Annotated in this window: 28 protein-coding genes, 1 tRNA gene and 1 other RNA gene; 18 read left to right on the forward strand and 12 right to left on the reverse strand. The window is 68.7% G+C overall.

What is annotated here, in order from left to right; all coding sequences use genetic code 11:
* Positions 1-197 precede the first annotated feature (197 nt).
* The 6 genes from ACGFIF_RS32565 (at position 198) to ACGFIF_RS32590 (ending at position 4,495) form a co-directional block, all read left to right on the forward strand.
* Positions 198-428 (forward strand): hypothetical protein, encoded by a 231-nt coding sequence (locus tag ACGFIF_RS32565; protein ID WP_393159922.1) that lies wholly within the window; start codon positions 198-200, stop codon positions 426-428.
* Positions 428-847 (forward strand): RRQRL motif-containing zinc-binding protein, encoded by a 420-nt coding sequence (locus tag ACGFIF_RS32570; RefSeq protein ID WP_393159923.1) that lies wholly within the window; start codon positions 428-430, stop codon positions 845-847. Before ACGFIF_RS32565 ends, ACGFIF_RS32570 begins: the two co-directional genes overlap by 1 nt.
* Positions 848-871: 24 nt before the next feature.
* Positions 872-1,750 carry a bifunctional DNA primase/polymerase gene (locus ACGFIF_RS32575; protein WP_393159924.1) on the forward strand — a complete coding sequence of 293 codons (879 nt, stop codon included), beginning with the start codon at positions 872-874 and terminating at the stop codon, positions 1,748-1,750.
* Complete coding sequence (locus ACGFIF_RS32580; protein WP_393160222.1) at positions 1,750-2,841, forward strand: AAA family ATPase; 1,092 nt, start codon at positions 1,750-1,752, stop codon at positions 2,839-2,841. Before ACGFIF_RS32575 ends, ACGFIF_RS32580 begins: the two co-directional genes overlap by 1 nt.
* Before the next feature lie 87 nt (positions 2,842-2,928).
* Positions 2,929-3,156 carry a helix-turn-helix domain-containing protein gene (locus ACGFIF_RS32585; RefSeq protein ID WP_393159925.1) on the forward strand — a complete coding sequence of 76 codons (228 nt, stop codon included), beginning with the start codon at positions 2,929-2,931 and terminating at the stop codon, positions 3,154-3,156.
* 13 nt (positions 3,157-3,169) lie between these two features.
* Complete coding sequence (locus tag ACGFIF_RS32590; protein WP_393159926.1) at positions 3,170-4,495, forward strand: tyrosine-type recombinase/integrase; 1,326 nt, start codon at positions 3,170-3,172, stop codon at positions 4,493-4,495.
* A 145-nt stretch (positions 4,496-4,640) separates the two neighbouring features.
* Here ACGFIF_RS32590 and ACGFIF_RS32595 read toward each other — a convergent pair.
* Positions 4,641-4,728: transfer RNA gene (locus ACGFIF_RS32595), tRNA-Ser, on the reverse strand.
* A gap of 93 nt (positions 4,729-4,821) precedes the next feature.
* Here ACGFIF_RS32595 and ACGFIF_RS32600 point away from each other — a divergent pair.
* The 4 genes from ACGFIF_RS32600 (at position 4,822) to ACGFIF_RS32615 (ending at position 6,950) form a co-directional block, all read left to right on the forward strand.
* A complete protein-coding gene (locus ACGFIF_RS32600; RefSeq protein ID WP_393159927.1) occupies positions 4,822-5,331 on the forward strand; it encodes an RNA polymerase sigma factor in 510 nt (169 codons plus the stop codon).
* Positions 5,328-5,735, forward strand: coding sequence for a hypothetical protein (locus ACGFIF_RS32605; protein WP_393159928.1), 408 nt, complete (start codon positions 5,328-5,330; stop codon positions 5,733-5,735). The genes ACGFIF_RS32600 and ACGFIF_RS32605 overlap by 4 nt, the downstream gene beginning before the upstream one ends.
* Before the next feature lie 156 nt (positions 5,736-5,891).
* A complete protein-coding gene (locus ACGFIF_RS32610) occupies positions 5,892-6,482 on the forward strand; it encodes a CatB-related O-acetyltransferase (protein WP_393160223.1) in 591 nt (196 codons plus the stop codon).
* Positions 6,483-6,488: 6 nt separating this feature from the next.
* Positions 6,489-6,950 carry an SET domain-containing protein gene (locus ACGFIF_RS32615; protein WP_393159929.1) on the forward strand — a complete coding sequence of 154 codons (462 nt, stop codon included), beginning with the start codon at positions 6,489-6,491 and terminating at the stop codon, positions 6,948-6,950.
* On the opposite strand, the gene ACGFIF_RS32620 is transcribed toward ACGFIF_RS32615, so the two are convergent.
* On the reverse strand, positions 6,927-7,745 hold the full coding sequence (locus ACGFIF_RS32620) for a TIGR03620 family F420-dependent LLM class oxidoreductase (protein ID WP_393159930.1): 819 nt from the start codon (positions 7,743-7,745) through the stop codon (positions 6,927-6,929). The genes ACGFIF_RS32615 and ACGFIF_RS32620 overlap by 24 nt on opposite strands.
* A gap of 76 nt (positions 7,746-7,821) precedes the next feature.
* Here ACGFIF_RS32620 and ffs point away from each other — a divergent pair.
* Together ffs and nadE are read left to right on the forward strand one after the other, a co-directional pair.
* An RNA gene (ffs, locus tag ACGFIF_RS32625) (signal recognition particle sRNA small type) lies at positions 7,822-7,918 on the forward strand.
* Positions 7,919-7,970: 52 nt separating this feature from the next.
* Positions 7,971-8,789, forward strand: coding sequence for an ammonia-dependent NAD(+) synthetase (gene nadE, locus ACGFIF_RS32630; protein ID WP_393159931.1), 819 nt, complete (start codon positions 7,971-7,973; stop codon positions 8,787-8,789).
* 23 nt (positions 8,790-8,812) lie between these two features.
* Here nadE and ACGFIF_RS32635 read toward each other — a convergent pair whose 3' ends face one another.
* From ACGFIF_RS32635 to ACGFIF_RS32645, 3 genes are read right to left on the reverse strand one after another with little or no spacing between them, the layout of a single operon-like run.
* Positions 8,813-9,208, reverse strand: coding sequence for an SRPBCC family protein (locus tag ACGFIF_RS32635; protein WP_393159932.1), 396 nt, complete (start codon positions 9,206-9,208; stop codon positions 8,813-8,815).
* The gene (locus ACGFIF_RS32640) at positions 9,171-9,668 is read right to left on the reverse strand and encodes a MarR family winged helix-turn-helix transcriptional regulator (RefSeq protein ID WP_393159933.1); all 498 of its coding nucleotides are present in this window, start codon (positions 9,666-9,668) and stop codon (positions 9,171-9,173) included. Before ACGFIF_RS32640 ends, ACGFIF_RS32635 begins: the two co-directional genes overlap by 38 nt.
* Positions 9,665-10,525: an N-acyl homoserine lactonase family protein gene (locus ACGFIF_RS32645; RefSeq protein WP_393159934.1), complete on the reverse strand. Its 861-nt coding sequence runs from the start codon at positions 10,523-10,525 to the stop codon at positions 9,665-9,667. Before ACGFIF_RS32645 ends, ACGFIF_RS32640 begins: the two co-directional genes overlap by 4 nt.
* A 133-nt stretch (positions 10,526-10,658) precedes the next feature.
* On the opposite strand from ACGFIF_RS32645, the gene ACGFIF_RS32650 reads away from it, so the two are divergent.
* The 4 genes from ACGFIF_RS32650 to ACGFIF_RS32665 all read left to right on the forward strand — a co-directional run bounded on the left by ACGFIF_RS32650 (position 10,659) and on the right by ACGFIF_RS32665 (position 14,600).
* Complete coding sequence (locus tag ACGFIF_RS32650) at positions 10,659-12,284, forward strand: long-chain fatty acid--CoA ligase (protein WP_393159935.1); 1,626 nt, start codon at positions 10,659-10,661, stop codon at positions 12,282-12,284.
* A gap of 284 nt (positions 12,285-12,568) precedes the next feature.
* Positions 12,569-13,393 (forward strand): hypothetical protein, encoded by an 825-nt coding sequence (locus tag ACGFIF_RS32655; protein WP_393159936.1) that lies wholly within the window; start codon positions 12,569-12,571, stop codon positions 13,391-13,393.
* 195 nt (positions 13,394-13,588) lie between these two features.
* Entirely contained in the window at positions 13,589-13,981 is a 393-nt protein-coding gene (locus ACGFIF_RS32660) for a response regulator (RefSeq protein ID WP_393159937.1), read from the forward strand.
* Positions 13,982-14,414: 433 nt separating this feature from the next.
* Positions 14,415-14,600 (forward strand): hypothetical protein, encoded by a 186-nt coding sequence (locus tag ACGFIF_RS32665; RefSeq protein ID WP_393159938.1) that lies wholly within the window; start codon positions 14,415-14,417, stop codon positions 14,598-14,600.
* A gap of 260 nt (positions 14,601-14,860) precedes the next feature.
* On the opposite strand, the gene ACGFIF_RS32670 is transcribed toward ACGFIF_RS32665, so the two are convergent.
* The gene (locus ACGFIF_RS32670; protein ID WP_393159939.1) at positions 14,861-16,873 is read right to left on the reverse strand and encodes a GAF domain-containing protein; all 2,013 of its coding nucleotides are present in this window, start codon (positions 16,871-16,873) and stop codon (positions 14,861-14,863) included.
* A 115-nt stretch (positions 16,874-16,988) separates the two neighbouring features.
* Here ACGFIF_RS32670 and ACGFIF_RS32675 point away from each other — a divergent pair, with 115 nt between their 5' ends.
* On the forward strand, positions 16,989-17,687 hold the full coding sequence (locus ACGFIF_RS32675; RefSeq protein WP_393159940.1) for a response regulator: 699 nt from the start codon (positions 16,989-16,991) through the stop codon (positions 17,685-17,687).
* A gap of 159 nt (positions 17,688-17,846) precedes the next feature.
* Here ACGFIF_RS32675 and ACGFIF_RS32680 read toward each other — a convergent pair whose 3' ends face one another.
* The 4 genes from ACGFIF_RS32680 to ACGFIF_RS32695 are packed head-to-tail and all read right to left on the reverse strand — an operon-like array spanning position 17,847 to position 21,564.
* Positions 17,847-18,659 (reverse strand): aminoglycoside 6-adenylyltransferase, encoded by an 813-nt coding sequence (locus tag ACGFIF_RS32680; RefSeq protein WP_393159941.1) that lies wholly within the window; start codon positions 18,657-18,659, stop codon positions 17,847-17,849.
* A 45-nt stretch (positions 18,660-18,704) separates the two neighbouring features.
* Positions 18,705-20,372, reverse strand: a complete 1,668-nt coding sequence (locus tag ACGFIF_RS32685) for an AMP-dependent synthetase/ligase (RefSeq protein WP_393159942.1) — start codon at positions 20,370-20,372, stop codon at positions 18,705-18,707.
* A complete protein-coding gene (locus tag ACGFIF_RS32690; protein WP_393159943.1) occupies positions 20,369-21,325 on the reverse strand; it encodes a zinc-binding alcohol dehydrogenase family protein in 957 nt (318 codons plus the stop codon). The genes ACGFIF_RS32685 and ACGFIF_RS32690 overlap by 4 nt, the downstream gene beginning before the upstream one ends.
* Positions 21,322-21,564, reverse strand: a complete 243-nt coding sequence (locus ACGFIF_RS32695) for a helix-turn-helix transcriptional regulator (RefSeq protein WP_393159944.1) — start codon at positions 21,562-21,564, stop codon at positions 21,322-21,324. The genes ACGFIF_RS32690 and ACGFIF_RS32695 overlap by 4 nt, the downstream gene beginning before the upstream one ends.
* 95 nt (positions 21,565-21,659) lie before the next feature.
* Between ACGFIF_RS32695 and ACGFIF_RS32700 the strand changes: the two genes are divergently transcribed.
* Positions 21,660-22,877: a serine hydrolase domain-containing protein gene (locus ACGFIF_RS32700; RefSeq protein WP_393159945.1), complete on the forward strand. Its 1,218-nt coding sequence runs from the start codon at positions 21,660-21,662 to the stop codon at positions 22,875-22,877.
* Here the strand turns inward: ACGFIF_RS32700 and ACGFIF_RS32705 are convergent, their stop codons facing one another.
* Entirely contained in the window at positions 22,878-23,303 is a 426-nt protein-coding gene (locus ACGFIF_RS32705; RefSeq protein WP_393159946.1) for a DUF3237 domain-containing protein, read from the reverse strand.
* Positions 23,296-24,045 (reverse strand): SDR family NAD(P)-dependent oxidoreductase, encoded by a 750-nt coding sequence (locus tag ACGFIF_RS32710; protein ID WP_393159947.1) that lies wholly within the window; start codon positions 24,043-24,045, stop codon positions 23,296-23,298. The genes ACGFIF_RS32705 and ACGFIF_RS32710 overlap by 8 nt, the downstream gene beginning before the upstream one ends.
* Positions 24,046-24,065 lie beyond the last annotated feature (20 nt).

Consider the following 24,065-nt stretch of genomic DNA (forward strand, 5'->3'; position numbering starts at 1 on the left):
CTGACCAGGCCGTCTTTCCGCAGGTAGCGGGTCGCGGCTCTGGCTCCTCGCGCCCAAAATCCGGCCTCTGGAGGCTTCCTGTGCTGTCCCGCGCCGCTACCTCTACCTTTACCGTCGCTACCCAGGGTAGCGACTCTGCCGCTACCCTCACCGCCGCCATCCATACCGCCGGCGAGGTCGCCACGGTTCTACTGATCGTGACCATCGCTCTCGGCCTGTACCTGCTGAGCTGCCTGATCTGGCCGTTCGGCAAGTGCCGCCGCTGCAAGGGTGCGGGCAAGTTCAAGTCCCCGTTCGGCCGCGCGTACCGCTATTGCAGCAAGTGCCAGGGCAGCGGCCTGCGTGTCCGGCTCGGCCGCCACATCGTCAACCACGTCCGCGCCGTCCGGGGAGCCGGGGAGAACTCGACCAGCAAGGGCGGCCGGTAATGGCCGCCGCGCTCGAAGTCAGCCTCCATCCGGCCCGCTCGGTCTACGTCGAGCTGTGGAACGGCAAATACGCGCTCGGCTGGGAGCACTACGGCACGCCGGTGTTCAAGTTCGGCTGGGCACCCGCCGGTCTGGCCACTCGCCGCCAGCTCCGCGCCGTCCACATGTGCCCCGGCGGACAGGAGCCCTACGCCCTGCTGGCTTGGCGCAAGGGCAAGCGCTGGGCGTGGCATTACCGGCTCGACCTCGCCAAGCCTTCCCGTCGCGCAACCCCGGCAGTCCTCAACGCCCTGGACAAGGCGATGCGCGCCCGCCGTACCTGCGGGCAGTGCCACCGCGAACAGACCTACTGCATCCCCACCTCGGACGGCCGCTGCATCGACTGCATCGACGCCGCCGACTGCGCCCACGCCGCTTGACCCATCTCGGAGGAGGAACCACCGATGAATGACCTGCTGACTGCCGCCCTCACTGCCGCTTCGCATGGCTGGCATGTGTTCCCGCTCGTCCCGGACGGCAAGCGCCCGGCAGTAGAGGACTGGGAGCACCGCGCCACTACCGACACGGCCCGGATCGAGCGTTGCTGGTCGGCTGGCCCGTACGGCGTCGGCATCGCATGCGGCCCGTCCGGCTTGGTCGTGATCGACCTGGACCAGCCCAAGCCCGGCCAGACGGCACCGGAGGCGTGGCGCAAGCCGGGCGTCACCTGCGGAGCTGACGTGCTCGCCGATCGCGCGGACGTGGCGGGGGAGTGCTATCCGTGGGACACCCACACCGTGCTGACGGGACGTGGCGGCGAACACCTCTACTTCGCTGCACCGGCTGGGATCGAGCTACGCAACACCCAAGCTCGGCTCGGCTGGCTGATCGATACCCGCGCACACGGTGGGTACGTCGTCGGAGCCGGTTCTGTGGTCTCAGGACGCCGCTACCGCGCGGTCTACGGCATCGGCCCGGCTCGCCTGCCTCAGTGGCTCACAGAGGCACTCAAGCCCACCCCCGCGCCGGTTCAGCAGTCCGCGCCCGTCCAGCTGGAAACGGGCCGCCGGTCGGGCTACCTGGATGCTGCGATCCGGGCCGAAACCCATCGTGTTCGGGCTGCCTGCGAGGGGCAGCGCAATCACGTGCTCTACACCGCCGCCGTTGCTCTTGGGCAGTTGGTTGCCGGTGGCTCCCTCACCGAGCCGGACGTACGCGCTGTCCTCGCTGACGCTGCGTCGGCGCAGATCGCGTCCGGTGCATACACGGCATGGGAAGCCGACAAGACGATCTCATCCGGGCTGCGGGCCGGAGCGAAGCGCCCGCGTCAGGTGGCGGCGTGATGGAACCCGCGTACGAGCCTGATCCGGACGAGACGTACCGGATGGCTGAGGTGATCTATCCCGACTGGCTGCCGCCGCTCGAGGAACGGTCCGAGCCCGAACCGGCTCGCCCGGCGAAGGTCGATCCGTTCGCGAACGCCTGGACGGCCGATCGGTTGATGGCACAGGAGTTTGCGCCGCCGCGCTGGGCAGTGCCCGGCCTCATCCCGGAAGGGTTGTCGCTTCTGGCCGGCGCACCCAAGGCCGGTAAGTCGTGGCTGTCGCTCAACCTCGCGCTCGGCATCGCTGCCGGTGCGCCGGTCCTTGGCGAGGTGGCCGTTGACCCGGGCGAGGTGCTGTACCTCGCGCTGGAGGACACACCGCGACGGCTGCAAAGCCGCATGGGCAAGATCCTTGGTGGCAACCCGGCACCGGCCGGACTCACGTTGCTGACCGAGTTCCCGACCCTGCCCGCCGGTGGCGCAGATGCCATCTGCGGATGGCTCGACAACCGGCCGAACGCACGCATGGTCGTCATCGACGTGTTCGCCAAGATGCGCGGAACAAGCCCGTCCGGCGTCAACCCGTACGACGCCGACTACGCCGCCATGGGCCGCGCAAAGCGCATCGCGGATGACTACGGCATCGCGGTCGTCCTCGTGCACCACCTGCGCAAGATGGCCGCCGATGACTTCACCGCCGAACTGTCCGGCACTAACGGCATCGTCGGCGCGGCCGACACGATCATGGCGCTCAAGCGGCCACGTGGTGAGGCTGACGGCGTACTCCACATCACCGGCCGCGACGTCGACGAAGCCGAACGCGCAATGCGCTTCGACCCCAACACCGGCACATGGGAGTTGCTCGCCGGGGCCGCCGTCGACCACACCTTGCACCGCACTCGCGCCGGGATCTTGGCCTACCTGCGGCAGTCGCCCGGAGCAACCCCCAAGGCCATCTCCGACGCGCTCGGAGAAGACCGCGACAGCATCCGCCGCACCTGCGCACGCATGGCCGACGACGGCCAACTACGCCGCCGCGATGGAGGCCGCTACTTCCCACCCGACACCGGGACTGTCCCAGGTGTCCCAGAGTCCCAGCACCTCATTTGACCTGCGAAAACGCCTGGGACACCCGTCTAGCGGACCTGTCCCAGATGTCCCCACACCAACCCGTTGGACCGAAGGAGATCCCTCCCCATGAGCATCACCGAAGGCTCGACCTCCACCACTGGGCCCCTGTTGCTGACGGTGGAGCAGGCCGCACAACGGCTCGGCATCGGCCGAACGACGGTCTTCGCCCTGCTGAAGTCCGGCCAGCTCGAATCGATCCCGCTCGGGCGTCTCCGGCGCATTCCGGCGGAGTGCATCACCGAGTACATCGACCGTCTCCGGGCTGCCGCCCGCGACAGCCGCCAGGCCGCCTAGGAAGGAGTTCCCAGTGAGCGAGGACAAAGAGAAGCGGCACAAAAATCCTGACGGCCGGTCGTCGATCTACCTCGGAGCAGATGGATACTGGCACGGTCGCGTCACGATGGGCGTCAAGGACGACGGCACACCCGACCGGCCGCACGTGAAGCGTAGGCGCAAGGAAGACGTTGTCGAGCGCGTCAAGGAATTGGAGAAGCAGCGTGACAGCGGCAAGGTGCGCCGCACCGGAACGAAGAAGTGGACCGTTGCGGAATGGCTCACGCACTGGCTGACGATCGTCCGCCCAAACTTGCGTGACGGTGCGTACGACGCGTACGAAGTCGCTGTTCGGGTACACCTCATTCCAGGGCTCGGTGCCCACAAGCTCAACAAGTTGCAGCCGGAGCACCTGGAGCGCTTTTACACGAAGATGCAGGACAACGGGGCCAAGCCGGGCACGGCTCACCAGGCGCACCGGACCATCCGGACGGCGCTGGGCGAAGCTGAAAAGCGCGGCGCGCTGACGGCCGACAACCCGGCGGAGAAGGCGAATCCGCCGCGCCTCGATCTGGAAGAAGAGGACGAGGTGGACCCGTACACCGTCGAGGAGATCAAGGCGATCTTGGCGGAGGCGGGCAGGCGTCGAAACCATGTGCGGTGGGCAATCGCGCTTGCCCTCGGGTTGCGCCAGGGTGAGGCGCTGGGACTGAAGTGGTCGGACCTCGACCTAGACGAAGGCGTCCTCAAGGTCCGGCGCAGCCTGAACCGTCCGAAGTACAAGCACGGATGCGATGACGGTTCGTGCGGGCGCAGCCCTGGCCACTGCAAAGCGCGTCAGCTTGCCCGACCGCAGACCTCACCTACCAAGTCCCGCGCCGGACGCCGCACGATCGGCCTGCCGTCAGAGCTGACCGAGATCCTTCGGGAGCACTGGAAGGAACAGGCCGACGAACGCGTCACAGCCCGCCAGCTCTGGAAGGACGAAGGGTGGGTATTCGCGAAGCGGACCGGAGAAGCGCTCAGCCCGAACATGGACTTCCGGGAGTGGAAAGACATCCTGGCCGCCGCCGGAATTCGTGAAGGCCGACTGCACGACGCCCGGCACACTGCCGCGACCGTTCTGCTCCTACTCGGTGTTCCCGAGCGGGCTGTCATGGACGTGATGGGCTGGTCGTCGTCATCGATGGTGAAGCGGTATCAGCACATCACGGCACCGGTTCGGATGGACATCGCCGAACGTGTCGGCGGCCTGATCTGGGCTGAGCCGAAGGGCAAGGCCAGGAAGAAGTCGAAGGGCAAGGAGCGGAAGAAGGGTCGCCGCGACGACGGCCCTGAAGGGCTGCCAGTACCCGCCTGAGAGGGGTCGTTGAGACCCTCGTTGAGACCCTGGGACGAGAAGAGGGGCCGGACGCTCAGCGTCCGGCCCCTCTGTCGTTCTCGCCCCCAGGCTCGGAATCACGCTCTGACCTGCGGAAACGTGGTTCCCTGTGCCTCTTGGGAGGTGGCGGAGGATACGAGATTCGAACTCGTGAGGGGTTGCCCCCAACACGCTTTCCAAGCGTGCGCCCTAGGCCTCTAGGCGAATCCTCCAAGCGGAGAGGATACGCGAGACGGCTCGCGAACCTGAAATCGGGGCGTGAACCTTATGGGGGTGCCGGGCGACTGTGCTGGTAGGAGGTGAGCGTGGAGCGGGAGTGGGTGGCGGTGGTGGTGCGGGCCCAATTGGGGGAGCGGGAGGCGGTCGCCGAGCTGGTGCGGGGGTGGCACGAGCCGGTCTGGGGGTATGTACGGCGGATGCTCGGTCGGGACGACGTAGCGGACGACGTGTCGCAGGAGGTGTGGCTGGCAGTGGTCCGTGGACTGCCTCGGCTGACGGAGCCGGAGCGATTCGCCGCGTGGCTGTTCACTATTGCTCGCCGCAGTGTGGTCAACCAACTCAGAGGCCAGTACGCCGAGCATCCGCAGCCACTGTCGTACGACGAACCGGACCCGGCGGATCAGGTGGTCGACCGGGTGGACGTACGGCGCCTGGTGGACAAGGTGCCGGTGGTCGAGCGAGAGGTACTCGTGCTGTTCCACCTGGAGGACCTGAGTCTGGAGGAGTGCGCCGAGGTGCTCGCCGTACCCGTGGGAACGGTGAAATCGCGGCTGCATCGGGCGCGACGGATGCTGCGGGAAGGAGCGGAATCGTGATCTCGGCCGAAGAGACGATCGCGGGACTCCAGGACGCGCTCTCGCTGCGCAGACGGGTCCGGTCCGTGGTGCAACTGTCAGGGGCGGCGGCCGTGGTGGCGCTCGTCACGGTGCTCTGGCTGACCGAGGACGGCCTGCCGGCCAGGACACGGATCGGTTTCGCGGTCGTTGTCACCACCGGGCTCCTGACCATGATCCGAGCGGCCCGAGCGCTCCGACGCCGCGGCCACCTGTTCGCCCGGGATCGCGTCATCGCGGGCTGGGTCGCTACCGGTTTCGCAGTCCTGCTCGCAACAGGGCTCGTCCTTGCCGGCCACGGCCTCCTCGGTCTGCCGGTCGCGCTGGCAGCGACCGGATTCCTGGTGTTCACCCGACAAGCAAGGAAGAGACTGGAGGAACGATGAAGCCGATCGGGCCCTTGGGCATCGCGTTGAGGCGCTTCGGGACAAACCGCACCGCGCTCGTGATCGCGGCCGCCTTAATTGTGCTGCTGGTGGTGGGGCTGCTCATCTAGGGTCGGTGGGGTGGACGGAGCGCCGGATCCGAACGTTGTGCACCCGATGCCTGCCGCCGAGCGGGTGGTGTTGCTGAAGGCGGTGGTGACGTCGCCGCTGATCGAGGTGGGGGACTACTCGTACTACGACGATCCCAACGACCCGACCGCGTTCGAGACCAGCAACGTGCTGTACCACTACGGTCCCGAGCGGCTCCGCATCGGCAAGTACTGCGCTCTCGGTGAGGGCACCACGTTCATCATGAACGGCGCCAACCACCGGATGGACGGCCCGTCGACGTTCCCGTTCCCGATCATGGGTGGCGCGTGGGCGGAGCACTTCGACCTGATCACCGGGCTCCCGGGTCGCGGCGACACCGTGGTCGGGAACGACGTGTGGTTCGGGTACCGCAGCCTGGTGATGCCCGGGGTGACGATCGGGGACGGCGCGATCATCGCATCCGGTGCGGTCGTGGTCGACGACGTACCGCCGTACGGGATCGTCGGCGGGAATCCGGCCAAGCTGATCCGCACCCGGTTCCCGGCCGAGGATGTGGCGCGGCTGCTGAAGATCGCCTGGTGGGACTGGCCGGTCGAGCGGATCACGGCGAACGTGCGCGCGATCATGGCCGGCCGCATCGAGGAGCTCGAGGGATGACCCTTCGTGAAGGAGTCACCAGTCGCCGGACAGGGGCTGTTCGCAACCAAACCGATTGCCCAGGGCACGGTTGTGGGACAGCTGTCCGGACAACGGGTCACCACGGCAGAGCTTCAAGAACTCCTGAAGAACCCGCCCGTCGACACGATCACCATCGACGACGACGAACACCTGGTCCTGAGCAACGATCCGCGACCGAAGATTGCTTACGGCAACCACAGCTGCGATCCGAACCTGTGGTGGATCGACGCCGTCACTCTCGAGGCCCGCCGGGACATCGCGGCGGGCGACGAGGTGACGAGCGACTACGGGACCTCGACCGGCGTGGACTTCGAGATGATCTGCACCTGCGGCTCACCGCTCTGCCGCGGCGTCGTCACCGGCGAGGACTGGAAGCGTCCGGAGCTCCAGACCAGGTACGGCGAGCACTGGATCCCGGTGCTGCTACGCAAGCAGCGTGCCGGCTAGCGTCCGCCACTGCTCGATCGGCTGTGGACCGGTCACACCGGTGATCACGTTGACCCCGACGTGGTCGGCTCCGGCGTCGAGGTGCTCAGTCAGCTTCGCCTTGATATCGGCCGGCGTACCCCACGCGGCCAGTGCGTCGACCATGTGATCGGGCAGCTCAGCCTGGTCCTTCGCGCTGAACCCCTGCCGCTCGAGTGAGGCGGCGTACGACGGGAGCCGCGGGAAGAAGCCGATCGTGTCCCGCGCGATCGCCCGAGCCCGGTCCGCGTCGCTCTCCACCACGACCAGGTGGCTCACCGCGAGCAGCTTGTCGGGCCCGAGCACCTTCCGCGCCTCGGCGGAGTACGCCGCCGTGGTCAGGAACGGGTACGCACCGGCCGACCGGTCCCGGGCCAGCTCCAGCATCCGCGGCCCGAGCGCGGCGAGCAGCCGACGCTCGGTCGGTACGTCGTCCAGTTCGTCGAGGTAGGCGTTGAGCGTGGCGATCGGTTTCGGCCCGCGCGCACCACCGAGGCCGACGGTGAACCGGCCCGGCGCGGACGACTCCAACGCCGCGTACGTCGTGCTGACGTCCGAGGCTTTGTATTGATCGACGGCGAGGATGCCGCTGACGAACTTGATCGAACTGGTCGCGCCGACCAGGTCGACGATGGTCTGGAGACCGGGCAGCGGACCGCCCGACAACCAGATCGCGGGGTACCCGAGCTCCTCGGCCGCCTGCGCGGCGGCGAGCGACTCGGGACGGCTGTCAAGGCCCGTGGTGATCCCGAACGGACCGAATTGATGATTCGTCACCTAACTAGAGTAAGCACGTCGCCCGGGTCATGGGGTGCGGATTTCGGGCCTGGCGATGCGATCACGTACACTTCTGGCTGGTTCCCCGCGTGGCGGTATCTCGCCCAACTCCCCCAGGGCCGGAAGGCAGCAAGGGTAAGTGAGCTCTTCCGGGTGCGCGGGGAATCCTCATGTCCGGGCCCTGTCTAGGCTGGTGCAGCCGAACCTAGATCGTGAGGGAGCCCGATGAGCGACGAACGCCGCTACCTGCAGGAACTGATCATCGCCGAGCTGGGCGTGTCCGCATCCTTCGACGCGGACGCCGAGATCGAGCGGCGGGTCGAGTTCCTGGCCGACCGGCTCCGGCGGACCGGCGCGTCGGCGTACGTGCTCGGTATCAGTGGCGGCGTCGACTCCGGTACGGCGGGCCGCCTCTGCCAGCTCGCGGTCGAGCGGGTCCGCGCCGAGGGCGGTCAGGCGACGTTCGTCGCGATGCGGCTCCCGTACGGCGTCCAGGCCGACGAGGCGGATGCGCAGCGGTCGCTGGAGTTCATCCAGCCCGACGAGACGCTCGTGGTCGACGTGAAGCCGGCCACGGACGCGATGGTCGAGTCGGTCCGGCACGCGGGGCTCGGCGCCGATCGCGAGGACTTCCACGTCGGCAACATCAAGGCGCGGCAGCGGATGATCGCGCAGTACGTCGTCGCCGGGGCGCGCGGCGGTCTCGTCGTCGGCACGGACCACGCGGCCGAAGCGGTGATGGGGTTCTTCACCAAGTACGGCGACGGTGCCTGCGACCTCACGCCGTTGTCGGGCCTGACCAAGCGGCGGGTCCGCGCGGTCGCGGCGCGGCTCGGTGCATCCGACGAGCTCACCGGCAAGGTCCCGACCGCCGACCTGGAGACGAACAACCCAGGTGTCCCGGACGAGATCGTCCTCGGCGTGACGTACGACGAGATCGACGACTTCCTCGAGGGACACGAGGTGAACGACAAGGCCGCAGCCACGATCATCGCCACCCACCGCCGTACCGCCCACAAACGCGCGGTGCCCCTCGCGGTCTGAGCAGCCCGGTGCCTGACGCCGGTTCAGGGGTTGGTGAGTCGGCGGACGCGGTTGGCGAGGCGGTCGAGGCGGACGGCCGCGATGCCGCGGTACGAGCGGCGGAGTACGGCTGCCAGTGGACCGGTGTGCTCGAACGAGTGGGTGATGGCGCCGTTCGTCGCGATGGTCCAGGTGCCGGCCTCATGGAATCCGGTGACCCGCCAACTCATCTCGACGCGGTCCGGTTCGATGGCTGTGTATTCCAGTGAGCCGTTCATCCCGGGCCGTACCCGCAGGATGTACCGCTGACCGACTACGGGTACGCGCGGTCCGTCGATCGCAACGAAGGCTTCGTTCCACAGCGGGAGCGCCAGCGGGTCCAGCAGCACGGCGCGGACGGTGTCAGCTGCCGCCGGGATGGTCAGCGTCGCTTGTTCCATCGTTTCCTCCGGTTCGACGGCGGGCGAGTGCCTCGCCCGCGGGGAAGGCCTCGGCGAGCACCCGCAACGTGTTGATGGTCTGGTCGACTGCTTGCCCTGCCACGAGATCGTCGATCGCCTGGTGCAGCACGTCCTCAGCAGTGGCGACCCGGCTGCTGAGCTGACGACCCTCCACCGTCAAGCTCAGCGCGAGGTACCGCCGGTCGTTCGGATCGGTGTCGCGCTGGATCAGCCCTTGTGCGACCAGCCGATCCACCAGGCGGCTCGGGCTGTTCCCGGTCTCGCAGACCAGGAGTCCTCCCAGCGCGCTGAGGGTGAGCGGACCGTGGTCCCCGAGCACGCGCAGCACCTCGGCCTGCGAGGGCGTCAGTCCGAGCGGCCGTAGCTCGGCGGCCAGCAGTCTGTTGCCCTCTCGCTGAATCGCCAGGATCAGGTACCGCAACTCCTCGGCGGTCTTCACGTCCTGCCCACCTGGACCTCGGCCAGCCGGCCGGCCGCCGCCGGGTCATGGGCCGCCAGAACGACGAGGCCCGGCTGCTGCGCCCGAAGTTCGTTGACCTGGGCGACGGCTCGGCGCAGGTCCGGCCTGGTCCCGACCCCGGGGATGTGACCGGCCGCCAGCAGGTCGGCGTCGTACGTGAGGTCGCCGACCAGCAACAGTGGCGGTTCGCCCGGGCGCCGTACGAGCATGGACAGCGAGCCGGGGGTGTGTCCGGGCGTGGGCAGGAGCACCAGACTGCCGTCGCCGAACAGGTCGTGTCCGGCGGTGAACGGCGTCAACCCGGGATCGCCCAGCGGCTCGGGCCGGATCAGCTCCCACCGGAGGCCGGGGAGTTCGATATGCCGGCGCAGGTAACCGCGGGCGGCGGCCAGCGGGCGGTCCATCGACCGCCACTCGGCTTCGCTGATCACGATGCGAGCGCCGGCCAGCTCGGGGAGTCCGCCGATGTGGTCCTGGTGCAGGTGGGACAGGACGGCGGTGTGGACATCGCGGATGTCGTAACCGTTAGCCGCGAGGAGACGGGTCAGCGTCTGCTCCGGCCCGATCTCGAACTTCGCGAGCCGGTCGTAGATCACCCCGTTGACGCCGCCTGGGAAGTAGTCGGCGTCGGTGACGGACGCACGGTCCTGTCCGGTGTCGAACAGCACCAGGCCGTCGCGATGCTCGACGACGTAGGTGTTGATCGGGCGCGGAGCGGTCCAGCTTCGCGACGTCGCGAGCCAGACGTAGAGGTTCTTCTTGGTGGGGCCGACGTGCTCCGGCCTGATCCGCACGGAGCCGGTGCTCAGTGCGGTGACGCGGCTGATGGGGTTCATGGAAGATACATTACACGACATGTATGTCGTGTCAACTATCGAAGAGGCGCCGCCCTGGAGTGCTGTGAAAGTGCCGACAGAGTGCCGCGCCGGGTCGTGGTCAAGCTGACAGCGCGGCTGGCAGAGTGTGCTCATGAAGGGTCTGATGCAGAACTACCAGCTGTCCCTCGACACCATCTTCCTCCGGGCCGAGCAGTTCTACCCGGACAAGACCATCTACACCGGCGGTCCGGCGCCGACGAAGCTGACGTACGCCGAGTGGGCCGCGCGGACCAGACGATTAGGCGGCGTGCTGGACACGCTCGGGATCAGCGCGGACGGCCGGGTGGCGACCTTCGCGTGGAACTCGGGGCGCCACCTCGAGCTGTACTTCGGTGTTCCCTGCACCGGCCGGGTCCTGCACACCCTCAACATCAGGCTCTTCCCCGATCAGGTCGTCTACATCGCGAACCACGCGGAGGACGAGATCGCCTTCGTCGACCGGTCGTTGCTCGGGCTGTTCCTGCCGTTGCTCGATCGGTTGCCGCTGCTCCGACATGTGGTCGTGATGGACGATCTGCCGGCCGGCGCACCCGGCGTGGAGGTGCCGGACGATCCGCGGTTCCACGACTACGAGGAGCTGCTGGCCGCGGCAGAGCCGGTCGAGTTCCACGTCGAGGACGAGAACCAGGCGGCCGCGATGTGCTACACGAGCGGTACGACGGGGCACCCGAAGGGCGTGGTGTATTCGCACCGGTCCACCTGGCTGCACTCGATCGGCGTGCTGACCAACGCGGGGATCGGGTTGGCCGAGACGGACACGGTGATGCCGGTCGTGCCGATGTTCCACGCGAACGCCTGGGGTCTCGCGCATGCGGCTCCGATGGCCGGCGCGTCGCTGGTGTTCCCCGGGCCGGACATGAGTCCGCAGGGGATTCTGAAGCTGTTGCAGGAGCAGGAGGTCACGCTGGCCGCCGGTGTTCCGACGATCTGGCAGGGATTGTTGCCCTTGCTGGACGGGGTCGAGTTGCCCAAGCTGCGACGGGTTCCGTGTGGTGGGTCCGCCGTACCGATGGCGTTGTCGGAGGCGTTCCGGGAGAAGCTCGGCCGGCCGATCCTGCAGGCCTGGGGGATGACGGAGACCAGCCCGGTGGCGACCGCGGCTCACGTGCCGGCGCGGTACGAGGACCTCCCGGAGGACAAGAAGGCGCGGCTCCGGGCCCGGCAGGGGCAGCCGCTGCCCGGTGTCGAGGTGCGGATCGTCGAGCCTGGGTCGATCACTCCGTTGCCCTGGGACGACGAGGCGACGGGTGAGCTGCAGGTTCGCGGTCCGTGGATCGCGGCGGAGTACTACCGGCCCGACGAAGGCGTCCAGCTGAGCACGGAAGACGGCTGGATGAAGACGGGCGACGTGGCGGCGATCGACCAGTTCGGCTCGGTGCGGTTGGTGGACCGGACGAAGGACCTGGTGAAGTCCGGCGGCGAGTGGATCAGCTCGGTCGAGCTGGAGAATCTGCTGATGGCCCACCCCGCGGTCAAGGAGGCCGCGGTGATCGGCGTACCGCACCCGAAGTGGGACGAGCGCCCCCTGGCCTGCGTCGTACTCCAGGAAGACGCGACCGCAACAAGCGAAGAGATCCTGAACTACCTGCGGCCGCTGGTGGCGAAGTGGTGGCTCCCCGACGCGGTCGAATTCATCGACGAGGTCCCCAAGACCTCAGTCGGCAAGTTCTCCAAGAAAGACCTCCGCACCCGCTTCGCGGACTACCACCTGGAGTAGCCCAGCGAACGATCCCCGGGCCAGGCCCGACGACCCCGAACTGATGCCGCTGCTTCGGGACATCACCGGTCCCTGGCCGTGGCGCCGGACGACCGCCACGGCGCCGTCCGGACAGTGTCGTCGCGGGCAAGGCCTACTCTCACCCATCAACCCGCAAGGCATTGCGCCGCAGGGGAATCCGGGTCGTCAACCCGGAGCGCAGCGACCAGATCGCGCACCGCGCCGGCATGGTCTGTGTTCTGGCTACGGTGAGCCTTTCCGGCAGCCTGACAGAGGAGAAACACGTGACGCTCCCAGCCCTCGTCCAGGACCTGTGCGACCGCTTCCTGTTGCTGGCCGAGCGGGAGCTGCCCCCGGGGCTGCTGACCGGGCTGTATCTCCATGGCGGGGTGGTCTTTGGCGAGTGGGCGCCGCGGGAGTCCGACGTCGACTTTCTCGCCACGCTCGCCCACCGGCCGGAGCCGGCGGAGGTGGAGGCGCTGCGGGGCGTCCACGCACAGATGGCGGCACACTCCTCGATCCGGTTCGACGGGCCGCACGTGCTCGCCGCCGACCTGGCGTGCGACCCGCGCACGCTGCCGGCGGTGCCGCAGATGCTGTTCACCGGGAAGCTCGAGATGGTCGCCTCGCCGTCGCGGATGATCGTCTGGCACGAGTTGGCCCAGGCCGGGATCACGGTCACCGGTCCAGATCTGTCCACGCTTCAGGTATGGACTGACAAGCAGGTGCTGCGTGACTACACCGTGGACAACCTCGACACCTACTGGCGCCGCAACGCCGAGGGCCTGGCCCGGGCGACTCCCGCCGACCTCCCGGCGGATCAGCGCGAGCGCGAATATCTGCTCACGCACTGCATCCTCGCCTCTGTACGCCTGCACCATCTCCTGGTCACCGGCGAGATGACCGCGAAGTCGCGCGCCGGCCGCTGGGCACTGACCCACTACGACGAGCGCTGGCACCGGGTGCTGGCCGAGGGTCTGCATCTGCGCGACGCCGACGGCACATCCGGGTACGCCGACCAGTCCGACCTGCTCTGGGACGTCCGGGACTTCCTGGCATACGTCGTGGAGACCGGCACTGGCAGGCCCGTGGCCACGATCGACGCCTGAGACGATCCATCTGGTCCGCGACGGCGAGGTGGCGCGCTCGGTCGCCCGCGATGTCTGACCGAGCGGGGCAGCAGGTGCTCGCAGGGTCACCCGGGGGCACCGTTGACGAAGTTGCGCAGCAGACTGGGCCGGCGTGGGTGGAATGTGCCTGTTAGCCGGAATGCGCTGGGTGACCAGGGCGCGGATTCTGGTGTCATGGCCCTGCGCTGCTTCATCGTCGACGACAGCCCTCACTTCGTCGACGCCGCACGGGCTCTGCTGGAACGGGGCGGGTTGCCGGTAATCGGCGTCGCCTCGACGACCGATGAGGCGCTGCGACGGGTGGAGGAGCTCAAGCCGGACGTCGTACTGGTCGATGTGGAACTTGGTCAGGAGAGCGGGTTCGACTTAGCCCGGCGGTTCCAGCTCGAGACGACCCTGGACCGCTCGAAGGTGATCCTGATCTCCACCTACGCGGAAGAGGACCTCGAGGACCTGGTCACCGCCGCCCCGGTCGCGGCGTTCCTGTCGAAGTCGCACCTGTCAGTCCGCGCGATCCGCGAGATCGTCGACAACCCAGGCCACTCCGACGCTTCCCGGAGGTCATGACGGCGGCCGACACACGCCGAGCCGCGAAGGTCTGCGCCCGATGGACGCGATGAGGTGAGGGCCGCTGACACTCGCCGTGCCGCGAAGGTCTGCGCCCGTGGAGGCCAAGCGCGCAGCAGTCGGAGAGCCTCGGTGTGCTGGTCCCGTTCGGATCACCAAGACCCAGCCTGAGACGCCGGTGGAAAGCCGAGCGCCGGCTGGAACGATCACCAGGATGCGGCGTCGGCGCAACGGCGTCGGCGTCTCGGTCGGAACGGCGTTTCCGGGTTTGGCGGTCTATTGATACCGGCCAGCAGGTATGGCGGTTTCCGGCTTGCTGGACTGGGGGTGGGGCGCTGGTGGGGGCGATTGCGGCTCCGTGCGCGGGCATTCTGAGAGGACATCCGAAGCCCAGCATCCTGGATGTGGGCGAGTTGCCAGGAGGCAGGCCGACATGGAACGTGCAGATTGGCTCGACGGTGCGTTGACCTCGCCCGAGGCCCGATTTCTGATGGTGACCGCGATTACGCATCACCGGATCAACTCGCCGAACTGGGGAGAGCGCGAGGTCCTCAAGCTGAACGCCGAGCTGGCGGAAATCGAGCGCGCCGCGAGCACGGTGGTTGCCGAACTTCGGTGACGTCAACGCGAGGCCAGGACGCAGCCGGATCGGGCAGGTGCCGGATGAAGCAGGTTCGGGTGAAGGTGAGTCGCACGAAGAGCTCCCGGCGGCGGGACGCTGAGCTCGACGCGCTGCCTGCTGATCCCCGCGACCCAGACGTGGCGAGGGCGAAGGCGTTACAGCGCGACGGCGAGTCACAAGTCAGGCGCACCCGCTGAGACCGAGCCCACCGACGAGGCATGGTTCGACTAGGCACACGCAGGCAGTTGGCGTAGTACTCAGAGGTTGCGGGCTGGGGTGGGGTGGTCGGTGGGGGTGAGGGGGAGGGATACCTCGATGACGGTGCCGTCGCCGGTGTGGCTGGTGATGTCGAATGATCCGCCGAGGGCCTCGACTCTGTCGCGCAAGCCGATCAAGCCCGATCCACGGCCCGGCTCGGCGCCGCCGAGGCCGTCGTCGCGGACCTGGAGGTGGAGGGTGCCGTCGCGTTCGCCGATTGTCACCTCAGCCCCAGATGCGTCGGCATGTTTGGTCGCGTTGGTGAGTGCCTCGGACACGACGTAGTACGCCGCCACCTCGATCGGCGGCGGGTAGCGGGAGTCGATGCCGATGCTCAGCTCGACCGGGACAGCCGAGCGCCGGGCCAGCATCCGGAGCGCCGCACCGAGGCCGCCTTCGGACAGGACCGAAGGGTGAATACCGCGCGCCATCTCACGCAGTTCGTCCACCACCCCGGTGAGGTCCTCGGAGATCTTGCCCAGGCCGCCCCGCAGCACGGGCAGGTAAGCGGGTACTCCGTCCTGGAGCAGGCGCAGTTCGAGCGCCAGTGAGACGAGTCGCTGCTGGGCTCCGTCATGCAGATCCCGCTCGATCCGTCGGCGCGTCTCGTCGGCGGTGGTGACGATGCGCGCGCGAGACTCGGTCAGTTTGGTGTGCGCCTCGGCGTTCGCGATGGTCGTGGCGACCAGTTCGGTGAAGTCGGTCATCCGCTGCTCGGTGTCTGGTGGAAGCCGCTCGCGCCGCGATGCGACGTTGATCGCGCCCCACAGCCGGCCCTCGACCGCGATCGGCAGGTCGACCGCCGAGCGGATGCCTTGACGCCAGGCGTCTTCGGTCAGGCTCGCCGCTGCCGCTGCCGCGCCGTCGAGTTCGGTGCGCGCGGCCCGTTCGGTGTCCCGGACCGTCGCCAGGGCGAGGCCCGGAGGTGGAGTGAACCGCGTTCCCGGCTGATGTCCGCCCAACCACCCGTGGCCGCCCACGAGCGTTGCCTGCCCATCCGGCTCGAACCTGACCAGCGCGGTCGCGTCGGCGTCGAAGAGTGCACCGACCTCCTCGGCCACCGCGGCGAACACGCGATCCGGCCCCGCCCCCTGGGCGACCATGGTCGCGACTCGCCGCAGGGCGGCCTGCTCGTCGGCCATCCGGCGCAGTTCGGCGCGTGACTCGGCGTTCTCGATGGCGGTGGCGACGAGTTCGGTGAAGCCGGCGATCTGTGACTCCGTGTTCGCCGCGAAGGGTTGCTCGCGCTTCGTCGAGGCGGCGATCACTCCCCAGACCTGCCCGGCCACCACGATCGGGCAACCGATCGACGAGCGGATGCCCAGCGCACGCGCCTCAGCGGCGATCTCCCCGGTGGCGCCGGCGAAGCTGTCGACCCGGACCGGGTTGCCGGTCAGTCGGACTTCCCGGGCCACGCTCAGCCCTTCGAGGTCGAACCGCGTGTCGACGGCCAACTGAACCGGCACCCGGCTCCAGGCGGCGACCGCGGACACGGTCCCGTCCGCCTCGTAGCGCTCCATCCGGGCGAGGTCGGCCCCGCACAGCAGCCCGACCTCCCGGGTGACGGCCTCGAACACCGCCGACGGCGCGACCGACTCCGCGACCAGCGTCGCGATCCGTCGCAACCCGGACTGCTCCGTCGTCAGTCGGCCCGACTCCATCGCGGCCCGTCGCGACCGCGCCGCCAACTCGGCCACCACGACCGCCGTCACCAGGAACACGCCGAGCGCCACCGCGTTCCGCGCCTCGGCGACCCAGATGGAACCCACTGGTCCCAGGAACAGGAAGGCGAAGGCGCCGACACTGAGGATTGAGGTCAGCGCGCCCAGCCGGGCTCCCCACGCGATGGCGACCGGGAGTACCGCGAACAGATACAGCACCAACAGGCTCAGCGCCGGAAGGTGCGGCTCGACCAGTGCGATGATCCCGGAGATCACAGCCACCAGCGCCACGCTGGTCAGCAGCCCGCGCCACCAGCGCTCGATGGGCAGATTCAACCGGGTCCATGCCATCTCGTCGCATCCCCTCAGCCGAACGCTAACGGATGGGGCTGTCGCTGACGACCTCCACGAACCCGTGAGATCCGCAGCTCATATTCGGGATCCGGCGGCGGGGATACTCTGGGGCATGACGACGGAGCCCTCCGGCGACGAGCCGGAGAGTCACGACGGTACGGCGGTCGCTCGTGTCCTGCTGGCCGAGGACGACGTACTTCTCCGCGCGGGTCTGGCCAGTCTGCTGGAGCGGTCGGGGTTCGAGGTCGTCGGGGAGACCGGCGACAGCGAGTGGATTCTTCCGCTGGTGCGCGAGTTGGCGCCCGACCTGGTGGTGCTGGACATCCGGATGCCGCCGACGAACACCACCGAAGGACTGGACGCAGCCCTGGAGATCCGCAGGGAGTTCCCCGCGATCGGCATTCTGGTGCTGTCGGCCCATGCCGAGGTCGAGCAGGCGATGGAACTGCTGGCTACCGGTCAGCGGGTCGGCTACCTGCTGAAGAGCCGGGTGACGGATGTGGGCGAGTTCATCGAGACGCTGGAGCGGATCGTCAGGGGTGGTTCGGTGATGGACCCCGCGCTGGTCCAGGAACTGGTGAGCGCCCGGCGGCGCAACGATCCGCTCGCCGCGCTCAGCCAGCGGGAGCACGACGTACTCGCGCTGATGGCCGAGGGACGGTCGAACGCCGGCATCGCCCGGCGGCTGTGGGTGACCGAAGGCACCGTGGAGAAACACGTCCGGCACATCCTCGCCAAGCTGAGCCTTCCCGAGACCGGCGATGATCATCGCCGGGTACTCGCGGTGGTCACCTTCCTCGAAGCCCGCTGACCGCCAGGATTCCGGCTAGCAGGAATGGACGTTTGGCGCTGGTGGTGACGACCTGACGGTCCCGCGAGGCGATCCTGGTTGGACGGCGGTGGACCTGGCGTTTGTGCACCCCCACACCCCTCCGGCGCCAGGTCCGCCCGCCGCCCCCGCGGCTGGGCATCAGCCGAAGTCGGTGCCGAAGTGCCGGCCGAGGTGGGTGAGGGTGGCGTCGACGAAGGCTTGTGGCCAACGGGTGCCGGTCTCCCGGGCCAGGGCGGTACCGCGGTGGATGAACTCGCGGCACATGTACTGGTTCGCCGCGATGATGTCGGCCGGGTCGGTGCCGGCTGCCGGGATCGCCTCGAGGGTGGCGCGCTGTTCGTCCGACAAGTAGGCGTTCAACCGCTTCACTCCACCAGTACGACGTACGCCGCGCTCGGCCAGCATCAGCGCGATGAGCTGGTCGCGGACCACGCTGATGCCTTGGTTGCCGACGACCCGCTCGTCCCGGCCGAGCACGACCACCAGGTTCCCCAGGAAGTAGAAGAACAGATTCACAGCCCCCTGCGGCCAGTACGGCGTACCCGGGCGACCGCCTTGTCGCGGCTGGTCGCCGTCGGGGAAGTGGGATCCGTCCCGGTCGAAGAGCACCCGGACTCCGTCGTACTGGAGACGGTCGAAGCCGGCGAGCGGGTGGATGACCAGATCGACGTGCAGCCAGTCCGGCGTGATCGCGAGGCCGCCGATCAGTCCGGGGATCCGGTCGGTGAGGACGGTCGGGCCGGTGATCAGTGCCATCGACTCGGCCCAGTGCTCCTCGAACCAGGCTGCGCTCTCGTCCGTGACAACACAGTGCACGTCGACGTCACTGAACCTGTCCGCCTCGCCGGACCCGTAGCTGCCGGCCAGATAGACGGCGAGAATCCGTTCGTCCGCCGGCAAGATCGTGCGGGCGCGCTCGATGACCCGTTGCTGTCCGGCATCCCCAGTCACCTGCGACAGCGTATGTCGCCACTCAGCGCCCCGGCGTCCGAGGGCTCACGTGTACAGCGACTCGATCACCGCCGCGTGGTTGTCCGCGACCACCCGGCGCTTCACTTTCATGCTCGGGGTCAGCTCACCGGTCTCGACGGTGAGTTCGCGGTCGAGGATCGCGAACCGCTTGATCTGGGACGCTTTCGAGTACCGCGCGTTGACCGAGTCGACCACCTCGGTGACCACCTTGAGGATCTCCTCGGGTCCGGCCGCGCCGGCGGTGTCGGGATCCACTGTCAGCAGGGCGATCGGGTACGGCCGGCGGTCGCCGTACACGATCGCGTGTGAGATCCAGGGCGACTGGCGCAGGTCGTTCTCCAGGTTGGCCGGGCTGAGGTTCTTGCCGCCGGAGGTGACGATGATGTCCTTCGCCCGGCCGGTGATCCGGACGAAGCCGTCGGCGTCGATCTCGCCCAGGTCGCCGGTCCGGATCCAATCGTCGGTCATGGTCGCGGCGGTGGCGGCGGGGTTGTTCCAGTAGCCGGCGAAGACGTGTGGTCCACGCATCTCGATCTCCCCGTCCACGCCCAGCCGCAACTCCACGCCGGGCGTCGCGCGGCCGACGCTGCCCGCCTTGAACAGGTGGATCTCGTTCACTGTGCCGACACCCGTGGTCTCGGTCATCCCGTACCCCTCCAGCACCGGTACGCCGGCCGCGTGGAAGAACTCCAGTACCTCCTGGGCGATCGGCGCCGCGCCGCACAACGCCTGGCGCAGTCGCCCGCCGAAGGCGCCGCGGACCTTCGCGAACAGGGGTTCCAGCTCGGCCTGTGCAGCGGCGAGCTCGGCGGGCACAGCCGATCCCTCCCGCTGGAGCTGCTGGATCCGCAGGCCGACCGACACCGCCTGGTTGACCGCCGCCGGATCCAGCCCGGCGGTCATCGCCGCGTACAACTTCTCGAAGATCCGCGGCACCGCGGGCAGGAAGGTCGGGCGTACTTCGACCAGCTCGGGAACGATCTTGGTGAGGTCGCCACCCCAGTAGACCAGCGTGGCGCCGATGCTGAGCGAGGCGAACTGAACCATCTGAGCGAACACATGGGCCAGCGGCAGGAACAGGTACACGACATCGCCGGCGCGGACGTAGTTCAGCTCCTCGGTCAGCTCGCCGATCCGCAACCAGTTCCGATGTGTCAGCACACAGCCCTTGGGCGGTCCGGTGGTCCCGGAGGTGTAGATGATCAGCGCCGGGTCCGTCGGCTGCACTGCGGCGCGGCGGTCGTACAAATCGGCCTGCCCGGAGCCCAGCTGGGCCAGTGACTCCAGTCCGCTCTCCAGCGAGATGACCTGCGGCGACTCGGCCAACGCGAGCCCGTCGATCCGGTCGCGCGCCTCGTCGGCGCAGACCACGATGCGCGCGCCGGAGTCGGTGATCACCCAGGCGCACTCCTCCGGCGAGCTGGTCGCGTAGATCGGCACCACCACACCACCGGCGGACAGTACGCCGAGTGCAGCCAGGGTCCACTCCGGTGTGGTCTCGGCCAGGATGCACACCCGGTCGCCCGGGCCCACGCCGTACGCCGCGAATCCTCGGGCCAGCGCATCGACCAGTACGCCGACCTCGGTGAAGGACTGGTGTTGCCAGCCGCCGCCGGATCGGTACTGCAGGGCGGGCCGGTCACCGAAGCGCTCCGCCGAGACGAACGGCAGCTCGGCGATGGTGCGGATCATGAGGCCTCCTGTGGATCCAGCACGAGCTTGCCGACGGTGCCGCGGCCGAGGATGGCCCGATGCGCGCCGGCCGCGTCCGACAGTGGGTACTCGCCGCCGACCACCGGTCGGAGTACGCCGTCCAGCGTGAGGCGGAACAACTCCTGCAGCGGCTCGGCGATCGTCGCCGGGCGGCCGAAGCAGTGCCCGAGCCAGAACCCGATCACCCCGCGCGACGCGGCCATCAGCTTCACCGGATCGATCGCCTTCGAGGCGGTCCGCGACGCCTGGCCGAACGTCACCAGCCGGCCGAAAGGCGCCAACGCCCGCAGCGACTGGTCGAACACAGTCCCGCCGACCATCTCCAGCACCACGTCCACAGGCCGGCCGCCGTTCGCCTCGATCAGCCGATCCTTCAGGTCGTCCCCGGCCTCGATCGCACTGTCGGCGCCGAGCTCTTCCGCGAGCTTCCGCTTCTCCGCAGTGGACGCGGTGGCGATCACCCGACCTGCGCCGTAGTGCTTGGCGAGTTGTACGGCGACCGTGCCGACACCACCCGCAGCCGCGTGAACAACGACAGACTCGCCTGCGGCCAGATGAGCGCTGGTGTGCAGCAGACGCCAGGCCGTCACCCCCTGCAGGACCAGGGCGAGCGCCTGTCCATCGGTGATCCCGTCCGGGATGTCGAAGATCAAGTCGTCGCGCGCCGTGGCCAGCTCGGCGTAGCCACCACCCGGTACCAACGCGACCACGCGGCGGCCGTCCGGCGTCGTACCGGCGACCTCACCGCCTGGAACCGCGGGCAACCGGGTCGGGGTGAGGTAGGTGTTCTCGGTGGTGTGGGTGTCGGCGTAGTTCACTCCGGCCCGGGTCACCCGGATCAGGGTGTGGCCGGGGCGCTCCACCGGCTCCGGCAGGTCGACGTACCGCAGGACCTCCGGGCCGCCGTACGCTGAGATCTGGATCGCCTTCATGAGCGCACCTCCGCGGCATCGAGGGCCCGGGCCAGCTCCAGCCGGGACGAGATGCCCAGCTTGTGGTAGATCCGGGACAGGTAGACCTCGACGCTGCGCGGGCTGTAGTGCAGGTGTTCGGCGATCTGCCGGTTACGGAGGCCCTGCTGGACGAGCCGGGCCATCCGTTCCTCCGTGGGCGTCATCCGGCCGAGCCGCCGGACGGCCAGTTCGACGGGTGTCAGGATCTGGGTGGTCATCGGCGTACCCCTTCGACGGACTGTTGAGGAAACACGACTGTTGCCGCGGTCGCGGCGGTGCTGTGCTGGACGGAGAGTGCTCCGAGGAGGCAGAGATGACGATCGACGGCACGTGCGCACCGGAGTTCACGGCGGTCCGGGAGGCCTTCGAACGCAACTTCACCGAGTACGGCGAAGTCGGCGCGGCGGTGCACGCCACGGTCGACGGGCAGTCGGTGGTCGACCTGTGGGGCGGACTGCAGGACCCGGCGACCGGAACGCCGTGGCAGAGGGACACGCTGGTGCACATCTGGTCGGGGACGAAGGGCGCGGTCGCCCTCTGTGCCCACCTTCTCGTTGCCCGAGGCAAGCTTGACCTGACCCTGCCGGTGGCCCACTACTGGCCGGAGTTCGCGGCCGAGGGCAAGGGCGGCATCCTGGTCCGGCAGCTGCTCAACCACCAGGCCGGGCTGCCGGCGTTGAGCGAGCCGCTGCCGCCAGGCGCCTTCTACGACTGGGATCTGATGGTGGATGCCCTCGCGCGGCAGCGGCCCTGGTGGGAGCCGGGGACCCGGCACGGCTACCACGGCCTGACCTTCGGCTTCCTGGTCGGCGAAGTGGTACGGCGAGTGGCCGGGGTGCCGCTGGGCGAGTTCTTCCGGACCGAGATCGCCGAACCGCTGGGACTGGACTTCTGGCTCGGCCTGCCGGGGTCGGAGGAGCACCGGGTGGCTCACACCATCCCGGCCGACCTGACCGTCCCGGGTGCGCCGGTGCCGAATCTCTTCATCGCCGCGATGACGGATCCGGCCTCGATCGCCGGGCAGTTGCTGCTGAACAACGGCGGCTACATGAACCCCGGTGAGGCGGACACTCGCGCCGCCCATGCCGCGGTGATCGGGGCGACCGGTGGAATCACCAACGCCCGCGGGCTTTCCGGGCTGTACACGCCGTTGGCCAACGGCGGTGGCGGTCTCGTCGACGAATTCCAGCTCGCCGCGATGGGTGCGGTCAGTTCGGCCGCTTCGGTGGATGCCGTCGTACTGGTGCCGAGCCGCTTCACCCTCGGTTTCGTGAAGGCGGTCGACAACAGCCACCTGCCGATCGCCGATGCCGAGGGCATCCTGCTCTCGGAGGAGGCGTTCGGGCATTCCGGCTTCGGTGGTTCGATCGGGTTCGCGGATCCACGCGCCAGGTTGTCCTTCGCCTACACGATGAGCCGGCAGGGGCCGGGGATCGGGATCAACGAACGGTGTCAGGCCTTGGTCGACGCGACGTACGCGGCGCTCGGGTACCGGCGGCCTCCCAGTGGCGGACTGTGGGTGCATCCCTAGTCACCGCAGCTCATACAGGTCGTAGGTGAGGGTGTTGCCGGTCAAGGTGCCCTTGCCTACGGCCTGCAGCTTGTTCAGCCAGCCGTAGCGCGGGTCGCCGGTCTCGAACCTCGGTGTCGCGTAGAGCGGGGCGACGTCGCCGTCGGTGAGGTCGACGCGGCCGCTGTACTGCAGGAAGAGCAGCGCGCCGTCGTCGGTCTCCACCAGCGACCTGACGTCCAGAGTGCCGGTGCCGTCCGGTCCGACGAGCATCCAGTCCGCCGACGAACTGCCGGCGAGCTTCGCCTTCAGCCGGTCGCCGCTGATGTGGCCGGCCGCGACCTCGTAGATCATCCGCGTCCCGGCGGGGGTCCGGAGGAGCACCTTCGGCGGCCGCAGTTCGGCGACCATGGTGGCCAGCGGGACCAGCGTCAGCTCGCTAGACATAGCCGCCGCCACTGACGGACAGCGTGTGGCCGGTGACGAACGATGCGTCGTCGGACGCGAGGAAGGCGACACAGGAGGCCACCTCTTCCGGCGTACCGCAGCGGCCGAGCATCGTGCCCGCCACCATCGCCTGCCGGATCTTGCGGCCGAGGCCGGACTCGTCCAGGCCGGCCAGCATCGGGGTGTCGATCGGACCCGGGGTGACCGCGTTGCAGCGGACTCCATAGTGCGCCGCCTCCCGCGCGATCGCCTTGGTGAAGCCGAGTACGCCGGCCTTCGCCGCGGAGTACGTCGCGCCGGCCGCCAGCCCGGCTCGTCCGGCCTCGCTGGCCATGTTGACGATCGCCCCACGCCGGCGGTCCTGCATGCCCGGGAGGATGGCGTGCGTACAGGCCATCGTTCCGCGCAGGTTCACCGCGATCCAGTGGTCCCAGTCGGCGGGCGAGCTGTCGACGAAGTACGCCGTACGGTCGCCGCCGGCGTTGTTCACCAGGACGTCGACCGGCCCGATCGCGCGCTCGACCTGGCCGACCGCGGTCTGGACCGAGACCAGGTCGGCCACGTCCAGGCGGACGCCGTACCCGCCGATCTCGGCCGCGACCTTGCCGGCGCCGGACTCGTCCAGGTCCCCGACCGCGACGGTCGCGCCCTCGGCGGCGAGTCGCCGGGCCGTGGCGGCGCCGATCCCGGACGCGCCACCCGTCACCAGGACAGTACGGCCGCTGAAGCGTAGGATTGACATGCCGTCGACGATATTTGACA

The organism is Kribbella sp. NPDC049174 (genome assembly GCF_043197365.1).
In the GTDB taxonomy this organism is placed as follows: Bacteria; Actinomycetota; Actinomycetes; order Propionibacteriales; family Kribbellaceae; genus Kribbella.

Coding starts and splice junctions, on each gene's coding strand:
- ACGFIF_RS32675 (WP_393159940.1), top strand. CDS start 16,989: ATGACGACGGAGCCCTCCGGCGACGAGCCGGAGAGTCACGACGGTACG.
- ACGFIF_RS32660 (WP_393159937.1), top strand. CDS start 13,589: ATGGCCCTGCGCTGCTTCATCGTCGACGACAGCCCTCACTTCGTCGAC.
- ACGFIF_RS32685 (WP_393159942.1), bottom strand. CDS start 20,372: ATGATCCGCACCATCGCCGAGCTGCCGTTCGTCTCGGCGGAGCGCTTC.
- ACGFIF_RS32700 (WP_393159945.1), top strand. CDS start 21,660: ATGACGATCGACGGCACGTGCGCACCGGAGTTCACGGCGGTCCGGGAG.
- ACGFIF_RS32710 (WP_393159947.1), bottom strand. CDS start 24,045: ATGTCAATCCTACGCTTCAGCGGCCGTACTGTCCTGGTGACGGGTGGC.
- ACGFIF_RS32610 (WP_393160223.1), top strand. CDS start 5,892: ATGCCTGCCGCCGAGCGGGTGGTGTTGCTGAAGGCGGTGGTGACGTCG.
- ACGFIF_RS32690 (WP_393159943.1), bottom strand. CDS start 21,325: ATGAAGGCGATCCAGATCTCAGCGTACGGCGGCCCGGAGGTCCTGCGG.
- ACGFIF_RS32580 (WP_393160222.1), top strand. CDS start 1,750: ATGGAACCCGCGTACGAGCCTGATCCGGACGAGACGTACCGGATGGCT.
- ACGFIF_RS32665 (WP_393159938.1), top strand. CDS start 14,415: ATGGAACGTGCAGATTGGCTCGACGGTGCGTTGACCTCGCCCGAGGCC.
- ACGFIF_RS32695 (WP_393159944.1), bottom strand. CDS start 21,564: ATGACCACCCAGATCCTGACACCCGTCGAACTGGCCGTCCGGCGGCTC.
- ACGFIF_RS32570 (WP_393159923.1), top strand. CDS start 428: ATGGCCGCCGCGCTCGAAGTCAGCCTCCATCCGGCCCGCTCGGTCTAC.
- ACGFIF_RS32585 (WP_393159925.1), top strand. CDS start 2,929: ATGAGCATCACCGAAGGCTCGACCTCCACCACTGGGCCCCTGTTGCTG.
- ACGFIF_RS32575 (WP_393159924.1), top strand. CDS start 872: ATGAATGACCTGCTGACTGCCGCCCTCACTGCCGCTTCGCATGGCTGG.
- ACGFIF_RS32650 (WP_393159935.1), top strand. CDS start 10,659: ATGAAGGGTCTGATGCAGAACTACCAGCTGTCCCTCGACACCATCTTC.
- ACGFIF_RS32635 (WP_393159932.1), bottom strand. CDS start 9,208: ATGGAACAAGCGACGCTGACCATCCCGGCGGCAGCTGACACCGTCCGC.
- ACGFIF_RS32705 (WP_393159946.1), bottom strand. CDS start 23,303: ATGTCTAGCGAGCTGACGCTGGTCCCGCTGGCCACCATGGTCGCCGAA.
- ACGFIF_RS32670 (WP_393159939.1), bottom strand. CDS start 16,873: ATGGCATGGACCCGGTTGAATCTGCCCATCGAGCGCTGGTGGCGCGGG.
- nadE (WP_393159931.1), top strand. CDS start 7,971: ATGAGCGACGAACGCCGCTACCTGCAGGAACTGATCATCGCCGAGCTG.
- ACGFIF_RS32645 (WP_393159934.1), bottom strand. CDS start 10,525: ATGAACCCCATCAGCCGCGTCACCGCACTGAGCACCGGCTCCGTGCGG.